This is a genomic window from Occultella kanbiaonis (assembly GCF_009708215.1).
Classification (GTDB): Bacteria; Actinomycetota; Actinomycetes; order Actinomycetales; family Beutenbergiaceae; genus Occultella; species Occultella kanbiaonis.
Window position 1 is genome coordinate 4,993,519 of record NZ_CP046175.1, and the last position, 13,177, is coordinate 5,006,695.

Here is a 13,177-nt window from a genome sequence, read left to right on the forward strand (position 1 = left end):
CGGCCGGCGGTCCGAGTCCCGGGACGGCCCCACGCCCGGCGAGGGTCAGGCCAGGTCGATCGTCACCTCGAGGGCCCGGTGGTCGGAGACCGGCAGCCGGGTGGCCGACGTCGAGACGATCCGGGCGCCGCGGACCAGAGCGTGGTCGATCTGGCGGCGGGGGTGATCGGCCGGGAACGTGTCCGCACGGGCGGTGCCGTAACGGCGCGCGAGTCGCGCCACCGTGGCGTGATTCAGGTTGAGGTCGCCGCAGACGATCCGCGCGCCGGGGAGGGTCTCGACCGACCGGAGCAGCCGGGGCAGCTGCAGCGCCGCCATCGGGCCGGCCTGGGACAGGTGCGTGCTGCAGAACCCGAGCGGCCCGTCCGGGGTGGCAAGGACTGCCGCCAGGGCGCCCCGGGGCTCGTCGCGCCAGGTGAACGGCGCCGAGGCCTTCCAGCCCGGCAGCGGGATCCGGACCCGGGGCAGCGGCCGCGCGAACCAGGCCGTGATCGGGTACCGGGACAGGATCGCCAGCCCGTACCCGGCGCCGGGGTGGTCCCCGAGGCGCGTGGTGGCGTGCTTGCCGAGGCGGACGTCGCCGCCGAGCACCGCGGCGAACCGCACGTGCGCCAGCCCCAGGGCATCGGCGATCACGTGCGCCTGGTCGAGGTGGCGCGACCGGGGCTGGTCGCGGTCCACCTCCTGCAGTGCCACCACGTCCGCGCTCACGCCGGCGAACGCGTCGGCGAGCGTGCGCTCGTCGGTGGCGCCGCCCGCGGACGCCAGGCCCCTCTGGATGTTGAAGGAGAGGACCCGCAGCCGGGTCATCCCTGGGTGGGCTCGAACGTCATCGACACCGAGTTCATGCAGAACCGGTCCCCGGTCGGGGTCTGCGGGGCGTCGTCGAAGACGTGACCCAGGTGCGAGCCGCAGTTGGCGCAGCGCACCTCGGTGCGGACCATGCCCAGCGTGCGGTCCTCGTTCAGCTCGACCGCGTCCGACTCCTTCGGCTGGTAGAAGCTCGGCCAGCCGCAGTGTGCCTCGAACTTGGTCTCGCTGCGGAACAGTTCGGCGCCGCACGCGCGGCAGTGGTAGACGCCCACCCGCTCCTCGTTCAGGAGCTCGCCGGTGCCGGGGCGCTCGGTCCCGGCCTGCCGCAGCACCTGGTACTCCTGCGGGCTGAGCTCGTTACGCCATTCGTCCTCGGACTTCGTGACCTTGTACATGCGGCCATTGTCTCTCGGGATCCACCTCGAGGCTCCTCACGGCCGAGATCGCACGTCCCACCTCGAGATCGCCCGTAACGACGTGCGATCTCGAGGGCGGGACGTGCGATCTCGGTGCGCGGGAACACGCGGGGTTGGGGACGGGTCAGCGCTTGCCGCCGCCGAGCAGGCCACCGAGCAGGTCCCCGAGGCCGCCGCCGGACTGGGCCGAGCCGGACCCGCCCGAGCCGGAACCACCGCCGAGCAGGCCACCGAGGAGGTCGCCGAGGCCACCACCGCCCGATCCGGACCCGGTCGAGCCTCCGGCGGCACCGCCGAGCAGCCCGCCGAGGAGGTCGCCGATTCCCCCGCCGCCCGACTCCGCGTCGGCACCCGTTCCGCCGCCCTGCCCGAACTTCTTCGCGAGGAAGGACAGCACGATCGGAGCCAGGATCGGCAGCAGCTTCGGCAACAGGTCGCCGAGCCCGCCACCGGAGCCCTCCGCGCCGGAATCCGCCTCGGAGAGCGTGTTGACGACGGCGTCGGTGTTCTGTCCGAACACGTTGCGGACGATCTTCGCGCCGTCGTCGGTGTCCACCTGGTCGAGGTCCACGCCGCCCTCCACGAGGGCGGATCGTGGTTGGAGATGGCTCCGACGAGGGACCGGGCGCCGTCCGGGTCCGCGGCGTTCGCGTTCATGCCGGCGAGCAGGGTGGGCAGCGCCGCGCGGGTGGCGCGCTCGGCGGTGGCGCGGTCCACGCCGAGCCGGGCGGCGACCTGGTCCATCGGGACGGCGTCGAGGATCTCTTCGGTGGTCGACATCACGGGCCTCTCATCATCGAGTGTGGGCGCCGACGGCGTCCCATCGGCGAGCGTAGCGAGCCCCGCCCGGCATGGCACCCCCTCGCGGTGCCCACCGGCACGCCCGGGCGAGGCACCGCCGTCGGGCACGTGGACGCCCGACCCACGATCTCTGCGAGCGGGGCAGAATGGGAGCAGAACCCGCGCCGGGCGCGGGCCGGCCACCAGCCACCTCTCAAGGGAGTTCCACCGCGATGCGGGTCCTGATCACGAACGACGACGGCATCGATTCACCCGGGTTGGTGACCCTGGCGCACGTCGCCGCGGACGCCGGTCACGACGTGATCGTCGCCGCCCCCAACCACCAGTACTCCGGCTACAGCGCCGCGCTGAGCGGTGAGAGCGAGAACGGCGCCGTGAAGACGTCACCCGGCCGCCCGGACGGCCTGCGGGAGGACATCGAGTCGATCGCGGTGCACGCCAGCCCCGCCCTGATCGCCTACGCGGCGGGCCTCGGTGCCTTCGGCCAGCGCCCCGACCTGCTGCTCTCCGGCATCAATCTCGGCCCGAACGTCGGGCCCGCGGTGATCCACTCCGGCACGGTCGGCGCGGCCCTGTCCGCCTCCGCCCAGGGCATCCCGGCGCTGGCGAGCTCGATCGCGGCCGAGCACCCGAAGCACTGGGACACCGCATACCTGGTGCTGACGCGGGCCTTCGAGTGGTTCACCAGCCAGACCCAGGACGCCCGCGTCCTGAACGTGAACATCCCGGACGTGCCACCGGCCGAGCTGCGTGGGCTGCGGGCGGCGCGGCTGGCCACCTTCGACGTCGACACCGACGTGGTGAACCAGCAGATCGACAAGCTCCTGTTCCGCCCGTTCGCCTCTCATGACGTGCACTTCGAGGACGACACCGACGCGGGCTACCTCGCGCGCGGGTGGGCCACCATGTCGCTGCTGCGCTCACACTCCCACGACGACGGCGCCGTGGTGCTGCCCGGCTTCGACACCGAGAGCGAGGAGGCCCGGCGATGACCTGGTTGGTGACCGGCGGGGCCGGCTACATCGGCGCGCACGTGGTCCATGCGTTCCGGGACGCAAACATCGGCGTCGTGGTGCTGGACGACCTGTCCAGTGGTCACGAGGAGTTCGTGCCCGACGGCGTCCCGTTCGTCCGCTCATCCATCCTCGACACCGACGTGGTCGCCCGGACCCTCGAGGAGCACAACTGCATCGGCGTGGTGCACGTGGCCGGGTTCAAGTACGCGGGCGTCTCCGTGCAGCAGCCGCTGCACACGTACACGCAGAACGTGACCGGGACCGTGTCGGTCCTGGAGGCGATGCAACGCGCCGGGGTCGAGGCGATCGTGTTCTCCTCCTCGGCGGCCACCTACGGCACCCCGGACGTGGACCTGGTCACCGAGGCGACCCCCACTCACCCGGAGTCGCCGTACGGGGAGTCCAAGCTGATCGGCGAGTGGCTGCTCGCCGACCAGGGCCGAGCCAGCGAGCTGCGGCACACCTCGCTGCGGTACTTCAACGTGGTCGGCTCCGGCTCGATGGAACTGCGGGACACCTCCCCGCACAACCTGTTCCCGCTGGTGCTCGAGGCCCTCGCGCAGGGGCGCACGCCGCGGATCAACGGCACCGACTACCCGACGCCGGACGGTACCTGCGTGCGCGACTACATCCACGTCGCCGACCTCGCGGACGCCCACGTGGGCGCCGCCAAGGCACTCGCGCAGGGCCGGGAACTGCTGCCCGTGTACAACCTCGGCAGCGGCGACGGCGTCTCGGTCCGGCAGATCATGGACACGATGGCGGCAGTCACGAAGATCCCGTTCGAGCCGACCGTCGCCGCGCGTCGGCCCGGGGACCCGGCGCGGATCGTCGCGTCCGGCGAGGCGGCCGCGCGGGATCTGGGCTGGCGGATGAGCTACTCGCTGGAGCAGATGGTGGCGACGGCCTGGGAGGCCCGGCAGTCCGCGCAGGCCTGACCGGACCTTCCCACGCCCCCACCCAACCGCCCCAAGGCAAGTTCCGCCGTCGAGCGCGAGGTTGTTGGCTGCCAAAAGAGCTCGCGGGCCAACAACCTCGCGCTCGGCGACCGGCAGCCCGCGGCGTCAGGCCCAGCCGAGCTCGTGGAGCCGGTCGTCGTCGATCCCGAAGTGGTGGGCGATCTCGTGGATGACGGTGACCGCGACCTCCTCGGCCACCTCGTCCGTGGACTCGCAGAAGCGCAGCGTCGGGTTGCGGAAGATCGTGATCCGGTCCGGCAGCGAGCCGGCCGCCCACCACTCCCCACGCTCGGTGAGCGGAGTGCCCTCGTAGAGGCCGAGCAGGTCCGGGTCGTCGGAGTCGGTGGGCGGTTCGTCCTCGACCAGGATCACGACGTTGCTGATGTGCCTGGCAAGTTCCTCGGGGATCAGGTCGAGGCCGTCGGCGACGGCCTCCTCGAACTCCTCGCGGGACATCTCGATCACCGCCCCAGTGTGACAGCAGATGGCGGATCTCCCAGGTCCACGGCGGCCATGCGTGCCCGCCGGACCGCCCCGGAACCACCCCGACGTGACCTCGCACACAGAGGGCCCGGGCGTTTTGCTCCGCGGGCCTCGCGTACCGTATGCTTTCGGAGGTCTTGGGGCGCCGAACAGCGTCACGGGCGCTCAGCTTCAACCGGGCCCCCATCGTCTAGCGGCCTAGGACCCCGCCCTTTCACGGCGGTAGCACGGGTTCGAATCCCGTTGGGGGTACGCACCACAATTGCATCGCACGTAGACTCAAGCCTCACCTGAGGCCCCGTAGCTCAGTTGGTTAGAGCGCCGCCCTGTCACGGCGGAGGTCGCCGGTTCAAGTCCGGTCGGGGTCGCGAAACATCCGCCCGGTCATGCAGATGACCGGGCGTTCGTTTCAAGGCTCTGTAGCTCAGTTGGTAGAGCGTTCGACTGAAAATCGAAAGGTCACCGGATCGACGCCGGTCGGAGCCACACACGGAGCAGACGCCGCGAACCACTCGGTCCGCGGCGTTTCTCATGCCCGACGGCGGAGCGCGGCCCGGGCGGTCGGGCTCGGGTGGCTGAGGGTCCGGCTCACCTCGCACCGGTCCGCGGCCGACGCCCTGGGAACTCGTCCACCGGCAGCCGACGCAGCCCGCTCTGCGCCCCCGGTCGTAGGACGCCGCAGGGATCTCACCCTCCTGAGTGATCCCCTCGCGCGACCGGACCACGAATAATCGCACCATGGGCCGACACGCCGCTCCCGCCTCCAGCTCCCCCGAACCCGCTGATGACCCGATCGCCTCGGCCCGTGGGCTGACCAAGGTCTACGGCGCCGGCGCCACGGCCGTGCACGCCCTGCGCGGCGTGGACGTCGACCTGGGCCGTGGCCGGCTCACCGCGATCATGGGCCCCTCGGGCTCGGGCAAGTCCACCCTGATGCACTGCATGGCCGGTCTGGACACCCCCACCTCCGGCACGGTCGAGGTCGACGGCCAGGTCATCTCCTCGATGTCCCAGCGTCAGCTCACCAACCTGCGCCGCACCCGGATCGGCTTCGTCTTCCAGGCCTACAACCTGGTCCCCACCCTGACCGCGGCGGAGAACATCACGCTGCCGCTCGACATCGCCCGCACCCCGGTCGACCGCGACCGCTTCGACACGGTCATCAACACCCTCGGCCTGGGCGATCGGCTCACCCACCGACCCACCGAACTCTCCGGCGGCCAGCAGCAGCGGGTCGCCTGCGCGCGCGCCCTGGTCGCCAAGCCGTCGATCGTGTTCGCCGACGAACCCACCGGCAACCTCGACTCCAAGGCGGCCGGCGAGGTGCTCGGGTTCCTGCGCCGCAGCGTCGACGACCTCGGCCAGAGCGTCGTGATGGTCACCCACGACCCCCGGTCGGCCTCCTACGCCCACCGGGTGATTTTCCTCGCCGACGGCGCCCTGGTCGGCGAGCTCCATGACCCGGCCGAGGCGGACATCCTCGAGGCCCTCGCCGCGTTCGGTGAGGCGCGGGAGCAGGACGCCTCCTGATGCTGCGGGTCAGCCTTCGCGAGATCCGCGCACACGGGGTCCGGTTCGCCCTGTCCGTGCTCGCCGTGATCCTCGGCGTCGCGTTCGTCGCCGGCACGTTCATCCTGAGGGCGATGCTCTCGGACACCTTCGACTCCATCGTCGAGAGCTCCCTCCAGGGCGACGCCTACCTGCGCAGCGTCGCCACCACCACCGACGACGGCCTTCCGGACGGCCCGCCGGACCCGGGTGCCGGCTTCGGTGGCGCCCGGGACGGCATCGACATCACCCTCGCTGACGAGGTGGCCGCCGTCGACGGCGTCTCGCGGGCCCTGCCCGACGTCCAGGGACCGATCGTGATCGTCGGCGCGGACGGCACCGCCGTCGTCAACGGCCAGGCGCCCAGCCTGGCGCTCGCCCTGCACCCCGACGACCCGGCGGTCGACCTGGTCGCCGGCGAGGTACCCGTGGGACCGAACGAGATCGGGTTGGAAAGCAGTGCGCTGGACTCCTCCGGCCTTGCCCTTGGCGACACCACGACCGTCGTGCTGGGGGGCGAGGTCCGGGAGGTGACTGTCGTCGCCGAGGGTTCGTACGGCTCCCCCACGTCCGGCGCCACCCTCGCGTTCCTCGACGCGGACGTGGCCGCCGACCTGTTCGCCCCCGACGGGCTCGTGAACTCGATCGCCGTCTACGGCGAGGACGGCGTCAGCCAGTCGGACCTGGTCGATGCCATCACCGAGACCGTGCTCGCCGACCATCCCGACGCGAACCTCGAGGCCCGCACCGGCGACGACGTCCGGGCCGAGGCGTCCGAGGCGATCAACGAGATCATCGGCTTCATCGGCACGTTCCTGCTGGTGTTCGCGAGCATCGCGCTGTTCGTCGGCGCCTTCATCATCACGAACACGTTCGCGATGTCCGTGCGCCAACGCCAGCGCGAGTACGCACTCCTGCGCGCGCTCGGCGCCTCGCCGGGGCAGGTCTTCACGGTCGTGCTCACCCAGGCGTTCGCCGTCGGCCTCGTCGGCTCGGCCATCGGTCTGCTCAGCGGCGTGGCCCTGGTGGACCTGATCCGCTGGATCCTGTCCCGGTTCGGCATGAACCTCACCGGCGAGGCCCCGGTCACCGCGTTCACCGCCGTCCTGTGCTTGGGCATCGGCACCCTGGTCAGCCTCGTCGCCGCGGCCGTGCCGGCCCGCCGGGCGGCGCTGACGGCGCCGGTGGAGGCGATGCGTGACGACGTCACCGTCACCGAGAAGTCCCTGCGCTGGCGCGCGCTGGCCGGCGCCGTGCTGCTCCTGATCGGGGTCGCGGCGACCTACGTGTCCGTGGCCGTGTCCACCGCCGAGGACCCGTACTGGGGGCTCGAGCCCGGCCCCTGGCTCGGCATCGGCGCGGGCGCCGTCCTCGTCGGGATGCTGGCCCTCTCGCCCGTGATCGCCCGGGCCACCCTCGGTGTGCTGGCGGCACCGTTCGTCGCCGCCATCAAGCCGCTCGGCAGGCTCGCCCGCGGCAACGTGATGCGCAACCCGCGCCGCACCGCGAGCACCGCGGGCGCACTGATGATCGGCATGGCCCTCGTCGCTGCCTGCACGGTGCTCGCCGCGTCCGCCCGTGAGTCGACGACGGCGATCGTCGAGACCGAGTACCGCGCCGACTTCGTGGTCCTGTCCGCCACGAACGCGGTGCCGGCCGAGGCCGTCGCCGCCATCGCCGACCTCGATGACGTCGCCCGTGCCGACGCCCTGTCGACGGCACCCGTCGAGCTGAGCGGGCCGGGCCTGGACCCGACCTCCACCACGGTCATCGGGGCGCCGCCCGCGGCGTTCGGCACCACCCTGGAGATCGAGACCCTCGAGGGCGACCTCGCCACCCTGGCCGACGGCGAGGCCGCCCTGCGCACGAGCGCCGCCCTCGAGTACGGCTGGCAGCTCGGCGACGAGATCACCCTGCGCACCGATGTCACCGAGCTGACCCTCACGGTCGGCGCCATCACGAACTCGCAGGCGCTGAACGCGGACGTGACCATCGGCGAGGACCAGCTCGCCGAACTCCTCGGCCCCGCCCCCGCGAACGTGGTGATGGTCGGCGTCGACGGCGTCGATGGCGTCCCGCTCGCCGAGCTCCGCGACCAGCTGGACGCCATCATCGAGCCCTACGTCGTCGTGACGGCGCTGACCGCGGACGAGCTCGTCAACCAGATCGCCGACCAGGTGAACCAGGCACTGGTGATCATCTACGCCCTGCTGGCCCTCTCCGTCGTGATCGCCGTGCTCGGCATCGTGAACACGCTCGCGCTGTCCGTGATCGAGCGGACCCGGGAGATCGGCCTGATCCGCGCGGTCGGCCTCGGACGCCTGCAGCTGTCCGTCACGATCGTGATCGAGTCGGTGCTGACGGCGATCTTCGGGACGGCGGTCGGCGTCGTCGTGGGCGTGGCGCTGGCTGCCGCCGTACGGTCGGTGTTCGCCGACCAGGGTCTGTCCGTGCTCGCCATCCCGTGGGACCAGCTCGCCGCGATCGTGGCGCTGTCCGCGGTCGTCGGGGTCCTGGCCGCCGTCTGGCCCGCGATCCGGGCCTCCCGGCTGCCCGTCCTCGAAGCGATCGCCCAGGAGTGAGGGAGGCCGCCACGCGGGCACCGTGTTGCCGATCGGCCCCCGGCACGATTGGCTGTACCCAGTACGCGTGCGCGCAACGCGCCGCGAGTCCATGAGAGGTGAGTCACGGTGGTTGACAGCAGAACACCCCCGCCCGGAGCCAGTGAACCGTCCATCGGCCAGTTGGTCGGCAAGCTCACCGAGAACTTCTCGACGCTCGTCCGGGACGAACTCCAGCTCGCCCAGGCCCAGCTGGCCGAGAAGGGCAAGTCCTTCGGCGTGACCGGCGCGCTCTTCGCCGTCGCCGGGGTGTTCGCCCTCTTCGGTCTCGGCTGGCTCCTCACTGCCGCCATGTTCGGCCTCGCGACCGCGCTGCCGTACTGGGCCGCCTCCCTGATCGTCGCCGGCGTGGTCCTCCTGATCGCCGCGATCGCCGGCCTGGCCGGACGTGCTGCGCTGAAGAGCGCACCGTCGCCGCAGACGAAGGAGAATGTGATGAAGGACATCGAGGCCATCAAGGCGGGAGTCAAGTCGTGAGCACCGAGCAGGACAAGCCGGAGACCCGCAAGCGCACGGCCGCCGAGATCGAGGCGGACCTGCTGCGCACCCGCGCCGAGATCACCAAGAACATGGACGAGCTGACCAGCCGGGTCGACCCGCGCCGTCAGGTGCGTGACCTCAAGGATCAGGCCAAGAACCTCGCGGACAACACCACCGAGCAGGCCAAGGCGTTCGCCGGCGACGTGAAGGCCGGTGAGCCCCGAGCGATCGGCATCGTCGGTGCGGCGGCCGCGGTGGTCGCCGCGATCGTTGGGATCTCGGTCCTGCGGCGCAGTCGCTGACTTCCGGCTGAGCGAGCCGTCCCGGCCGGGGCGGCGCGTTCTCCGTTAGCGGAATAGCGGTGCCACGGCATCCGTTGCACCAAACGGGTTCGCCCATCGCCACCGTGACAAGGTACGGTGGGTCCCACGACAGATAACCCACTCCCGGTCGTCACTACGTCCCCGGACGGTGTGACACCGGCACCAAAGCGGAGGGGGTCACGCCATGGGGCGCGGCCGTCAAAAGGCGAAGCAGACCAAGGTCGCTCGGCAGCTGAAGTACTACAGCCCCGAGACGGACTACAGCGCACTCGAACGTGAGCTGACGAGTCCGACCCAGACCGACCTCGCGGACCGGTACGACGTACCGCCCGCTGATGACGAGGACGAGTGGTCGCCGCAGTCGCGGCGCAACTGATCCACTGAGCGGGGGCGGGCCCGGCGCGCTGGGCCGACGTAGGTAGGTAGGGCCATCGAGGCGCGCCACCGTCCGGCGGCGGGTGTCGGCAGGTCCGGCGTGCCGTCGCAAGAGCGATGGTCGGGCCGGGTGGTCGGGCCCACGTCACGGTGCTGCCCGACGGCGTGGGCGGGCTCGCGTCGGCACGCTGTCAGAGCACTCGAACGCGAGCGAATCGCTACACCATCCCGTGGTGCCTATCCACGTTGCGGTGTGGTCTCGACGTACCCCGTACGTCGGAACCACACCATCAGCCGTTGCGCGGGTCACTGTCGCAGCAGCGATGGTGACGGATCTCCGCGGTCCTCCGGGCGGTCCGCTCGGCGTGGTGAAGGCCAGTGCACAGGTGACCCACGCGCCGTCGGCGACCCGGAGGCCCGCCCGACAGTGCTGCGGGGGGGTGGTGGCGACCTGTTGGGGTGTGAATCTGACGTACCGGGTACGTCAGATTCACACCGCTCCCGCGAATGTTGCGGGCAGGCCTCGCAGGATCTGTCGTTACGCTACGACGCGCCGTCAGGTGCTGCGCGCCGGGGTCAGGACGTCCGGTAGTCGTTCACGAGTCGAACGCCGCCTCCGTGCACGCCCTTCGTACCGGAGATCACCTCGGCCGAGGCGTCGGCGTCGAGGTCCTCCGCGGCCGCGATCGTGCCCAGCTCCCACGCGGGCAGCCCGAGTTCGCGGCACCTGGCGAGCGCGGCGTCGACCCCGTTCGCGTCGACCACCGCCACCATTCCGACGCCGAGGTTGAGGGTGTTCTGCAGGTCCGTCCAGGGCACCGACCCGAGCCGGCGGACCACGTCGAACACGGGCGGCACCACCCAGGACGACCGGTCAACGGTGGCCACGAGGCCCTCCGGGAGCACCCGGGCCAGGTTCGCCGCGAGCCCGCCGCCGGTGACATGCGTGAACGCATGCACACCCGCGCCCGGGTCGGCCGCGAGCGCGAGGCAGTCGGCCGCGTAGACGCGGGTCGGCTCGAGCAACTCGGCCCCGAGGGTGCGCCCGAACTCCGGCACGTCCCGGTCCAGCTCCCACCCGGCGAGCGAGATCACCCGGCGCACGAGCGAGTACCCGTTGGAGTGCAGCCCGCTCGCTCCCAGGGCGATCAGCACGTCACCGGCGCGGACCCGCTCCGGGCCGAGCAGCGCGTCGGCCTCCACCACGCCGGTGGCGGCGCCGGCCACGTCGTACTCGTCGGGCTCGAGCAGGCCGGGGTGCTCGGCGGTCTCGCCGCCGACGAGCGCGGCGCCGGCCACCTCGCAGGCGCCGGCGATGCCACGGACGATGTCGGCGATCCGCTCCGGGACCACCTTCCCGCAGGCGATGTAGTCCGTCATGAACAGCGGCTTCGCACCGACCACGACGATGTCGTCGATCACCATCCCGACCAGGTCGTAGCCGATGGTGTGGTGGATGTCCATCGCCTGGGCGATGGCGACCTTGGTGCCGACGCCGTCGGTCGACGTGGCCAGCAGCGGCTTGCGGTACGTCAGCAGGGCGCTGGCGTCGTACAGGCCGGCGAACCCGCCGACTCCGCCGAGCACCTGCGGCCCGTGCGTGGCCCGCACGGCGTCCTTCATCAGTTCCACGGCCTTGTCACCGGCGTGCGTGTCCACACCGGCGGAGGCGTACGTGACCGGGGCGGCCTGGTCGCTCACGGGTGCATCAGCGCCCCGGCGCCACCGCTCGCGACCGTGAGCGAGGTGAGTCCGTCCTCCGGTGCGCCGAGCCTGTGCTCGGGGCCGAGGCCGTCGCCGGGGCCGGGGCCGGGGCCGGGGCCGTCCAGGATCGGCAGTTGGGTCTGCTCGGACAGTTGCACGGAAGCGCCGTACTCGGAGATCTCGATCGGGTACTTCCCGGTGAAGCACGCCGCGCAGAGCTTGGACTCCGGCTGCTCCGTCGCCCGGATCATGCCCTCGAGACTGATGTAGCCGAGCGAGTCCGCACCGAGACCGTGGCCGATCTCGTCCACGCTCAGGCCGTTCGCGATCAGTTCGGCCCGGGTCGCGAAGTCGATGCCGTAGAAGCACGGCCACTTCACCGGCGGCGAGGAGATCCGGATGTGCACCTCGGCGGCCCCCGCCTCGCGCAGCATCCGCACGAGCGCACGCTGGGTGTTGCCGCGCACGATCGAGTCGTCCACGACCACCAGGCGCTTGCCGGCGATGACCTCGCGCAGCGGGTTCAGCTTGAGCCGGATGCCGAGCTGGCGGATGGTCTGGCTCGGCTGGATGAAGGTGCGGCCCACGTAGGCGTTCTTGGTGAGCCCCTGCGCGAACGGGATGCCGGACTCTCCTGCGTAGCCGATGGCCGCGGGGGTGCCGGACTCCGGCACCGGGATCACCAGATCCGCGTCCACCGGGTGCTCCTTCGCGAGCGCGCGGCCCATCGCCACCCGGGCGGCGTTCACCGACTTGCCGGCGATCGCCGTGTCCGGCCGGGCCAGGTACACGTACTCGAACACGCAGCCCTTCGGTGCCGCCTCGGCGAACCGCTGCGTGCGCAGCCCGTCCTCGTCGATGACGATCAGCTCACCGGGCTCCACCTCGCGCACGAACGAGGCGCCCACGATGTCCAGCGCCGCGGTCTCCGAGGCGACGACCCAGCCGCGCTCCAGCCTGCCCAGCACCAGCGGGCGGACCCCCTGCGGGTCGCGCGCGGCGTAGAGGGCGTGCTCGTCCATGAACGCGAGCGAGAACGCGCCACGCACCCGCGGCAGCACCTCGGCCGCCGTCATCTCGAGCGTGTGCTCGGGGTCTCCCGAGAGCAGCGCGGTGAGCACCATCGTGTCGGAGGCTCCGCCGTCGAGCAGCTTCTTGCGCTGCTCCGGCCCGTAGCGCTCGCCGACGAGGGTGATGAGCTCGCCCGTGTTGGTCAGGTTGCCGTTGTGTCCGAGGGCCACGGTGCCCGACGACGTCGGCCCGAGGGTCGGCTGCGCGTTCTCCCAGGTGCTCGCGCCGGTCGTGGAGTAGCGGGCGTGGCCGAGCGCGATGTGACCGGTGAGCGTCCGCAGCGACATGTCGTCGAAGACCTGGGACACCAGGCCCATGTCCTTGTAGACGAGGATCTGCTGACCGTTGCTGGTCGCGATCCCGGCCGACTCCTGGCCGCGGTGCTGCAGGGCGTAGAGCCCGAAGTAGGTGAGCTTCGCCACCTCCTCACCCGGGGCCCAGACCCCGAAGACGCCACAAGCGTCCTGAGGGCCCTTCTCGCCTGGGAGGAGTTCATGCGACAGCCGACCATCTCCGCGTACCACGCGCCTATCGTCCCACAGGCGCCCGGCGTCGCGAACTCCGGAG

The 13,177-nt window shown here is 71.5% G+C and carries 13 protein-coding genes, 3 tRNA genes and 1 pseudogene; 10 read left to right on the forward strand and 7 right to left on the reverse strand.

Annotated elements, in window-relative coordinates; all coding sequences use genetic code 11:
- Window positions 1-45: 45 nt before the first annotated feature.
- The 4 genes and pseudogenes from GKS42_RS22880 to GKS42_RS26990 form a co-directional block, all read right to left on the reverse strand.
- Window positions 46-810, reverse strand: coding sequence for an endonuclease/exonuclease/phosphatase family protein (locus GKS42_RS22880; RefSeq protein WP_154795922.1), 765 nt, complete (start codon window positions 808-810; stop codon window positions 46-48).
- Window positions 807-1,208: a peptide-methionine (R)-S-oxide reductase MsrB gene (msrB, locus tag GKS42_RS22885; RefSeq protein WP_154795923.1), complete on the reverse strand. Its 402-nt coding sequence runs from the start codon at window positions 1,206-1,208 to the stop codon at window positions 807-809. Before msrB ends, GKS42_RS22880 begins: the two co-directional genes overlap by 4 nt.
- 145 nt (window positions 1,209-1,353) lie before the next feature.
- On the reverse strand, window positions 1,354-1,800 hold the full coding sequence (locus GKS42_RS22890) for a DUF937 domain-containing protein (protein ID WP_210769246.1): 447 nt from the start codon (window positions 1,798-1,800) through the stop codon (window positions 1,354-1,356).
- 80 nt (window positions 1,801-1,880) lie between these two features.
- A pseudogene (locus GKS42_RS26990) lies at window positions 1,881-2,009 on the reverse strand (DUF937 domain-containing protein); the annotation flags it as partial.
- Window positions 2,010-2,242: 233 nt separating this feature from the next.
- Here GKS42_RS26990 and surE point away from each other — a divergent pair.
- A complete protein-coding gene (gene surE, locus GKS42_RS22895; protein WP_154795924.1) occupies window positions 2,243-3,022 on the forward strand; it encodes a 5'/3'-nucleotidase SurE in 780 nt (259 codons plus the stop codon).
- The gene (gene galE / locus GKS42_RS22900) at window positions 3,019-3,984 is read left to right on the forward strand and encodes a UDP-glucose 4-epimerase GalE (protein ID WP_154795925.1); all 966 of its coding nucleotides are present in this window, start codon (window positions 3,019-3,021) and stop codon (window positions 3,982-3,984) included. Before surE ends, galE begins: the two co-directional genes overlap by 4 nt.
- A 126-nt stretch (window positions 3,985-4,110) precedes the next feature.
- Here the strand turns inward: galE and GKS42_RS22905 are convergent, their stop codons facing one another.
- Window positions 4,111-4,461 carry a metallopeptidase family protein gene (locus GKS42_RS22905; protein WP_154796915.1) on the reverse strand — a complete coding sequence of 117 codons (351 nt, stop codon included), beginning with the start codon at window positions 4,459-4,461 and terminating at the stop codon, window positions 4,111-4,113.
- A 206-nt stretch (window positions 4,462-4,667) separates the two neighbouring features.
- Between GKS42_RS22905 and GKS42_RS22910 the strand changes: the two genes are divergently transcribed.
- The 8 genes from GKS42_RS22910 (at window position 4,668) to GKS42_RS22945 (ending at window position 9,836) form a co-directional block, all read left to right on the forward strand.
- Window positions 4,668-4,740 (forward strand) — tRNA-Glu (locus tag GKS42_RS22910).
- Window positions 4,741-4,782: 42 nt separating this feature from the next.
- Window positions 4,783-4,856, forward strand: a tRNA-Asp gene (locus tag GKS42_RS22915).
- A 45-nt stretch (window positions 4,857-4,901) separates the two neighbouring features.
- A tRNA-Phe gene (locus tag GKS42_RS22920) sits at window positions 4,902-4,974 on the forward strand.
- Between the two features lie 252 nt (window positions 4,975-5,226).
- Window positions 5,227-6,018 (forward strand): ABC transporter ATP-binding protein, encoded by a 792-nt coding sequence (locus GKS42_RS22925; protein WP_154795926.1) that lies wholly within the window; start codon window positions 5,227-5,229, stop codon window positions 6,016-6,018.
- Window positions 6,018-8,618, forward strand: a complete 2,601-nt coding sequence (locus GKS42_RS22930) for an ABC transporter permease (protein ID WP_154795927.1) — start codon at window positions 6,018-6,020, stop codon at window positions 8,616-8,618. The genes GKS42_RS22925 and GKS42_RS22930 overlap by 1 nt, the downstream gene beginning before the upstream one ends.
- A 108-nt stretch (window positions 8,619-8,726) precedes the next feature.
- Window positions 8,727-9,134, forward strand: a complete 408-nt coding sequence (locus tag GKS42_RS22935; protein ID WP_154795928.1) for a phage holin family protein — start codon at window positions 8,727-8,729, stop codon at window positions 9,132-9,134.
- Window positions 9,131-9,439: a DUF3618 domain-containing protein gene (locus GKS42_RS22940; protein WP_154795929.1), complete on the forward strand. Its 309-nt coding sequence runs from the start codon at window positions 9,131-9,133 to the stop codon at window positions 9,437-9,439. Before GKS42_RS22935 ends, GKS42_RS22940 begins: the two co-directional genes overlap by 4 nt.
- Before the next feature lie 205 nt (window positions 9,440-9,644).
- Complete coding sequence (locus GKS42_RS22945; RefSeq protein ID WP_154795930.1) at window positions 9,645-9,836, forward strand: DUF3073 domain-containing protein; 192 nt, start codon at window positions 9,645-9,647, stop codon at window positions 9,834-9,836.
- Window positions 9,837-10,411: 575 nt separating this feature from the next.
- Here the strand turns inward: GKS42_RS22945 and purM are convergent.
- Together purM and purF are read right to left on the reverse strand one after the other, a co-directional pair.
- Window positions 10,412-11,536: a phosphoribosylformylglycinamidine cyclo-ligase gene (purM, locus tag GKS42_RS22950; protein ID WP_154795931.1), complete on the reverse strand. Its 1,125-nt coding sequence runs from the start codon at window positions 11,534-11,536 to the stop codon at window positions 10,412-10,414.
- Window positions 11,533-13,134 carry an amidophosphoribosyltransferase gene (gene purF / locus GKS42_RS22955; RefSeq protein WP_154795932.1) on the reverse strand — a complete coding sequence of 534 codons (1,602 nt, stop codon included), beginning with the start codon at window positions 13,132-13,134 and terminating at the stop codon, window positions 11,533-11,535. Before purF ends, purM begins: the two co-directional genes overlap by 4 nt.
- Window positions 13,135-13,177 lie beyond the last annotated feature (43 nt).

Bases quoted from the DNA above. Each gene is read 5' to 3' on its own strand.
- GKS42_RS22880 (WP_154795922.1), bottom strand. From the start codon at position 810: ATGACCCGGCTGCGGGTCCTCTCCTTCAACATCCAGAGGGGCCTGGCG.
- msrB (WP_154795923.1), bottom strand. From the start codon at position 1,208: ATGTACAAGGTCACGAAGTCCGAGGACGAATGGCGTAACGAGCTCAGC.
- surE (WP_154795924.1), top strand. From the start codon at position 2,243: ATGCGGGTCCTGATCACGAACGACGACGGCATCGATTCACCCGGGTTG.
- galE (WP_154795925.1), top strand. From the start codon at position 3,019: ATGACCTGGTTGGTGACCGGCGGGGCCGGCTACATCGGCGCGCACGTG.
- GKS42_RS22905 (WP_154796915.1), bottom strand. From the start codon at position 4,461: ATGTCCCGCGAGGAGTTCGAGGAGGCCGTCGCCGACGGCCTCGACCTG.
- GKS42_RS22925 (WP_154795926.1), top strand. From the start codon at position 5,227: ATGGGCCGACACGCCGCTCCCGCCTCCAGCTCCCCCGAACCCGCTGAT.
- GKS42_RS22930 (WP_154795927.1), top strand. From the start codon at position 6,018: ATGCTGCGGGTCAGCCTTCGCGAGATCCGCGCACACGGGGTCCGGTTC.
- GKS42_RS22945 (WP_154795930.1), top strand. From the start codon at position 9,645: ATGGGGCGCGGCCGTCAAAAGGCGAAGCAGACCAAGGTCGCTCGGCAG.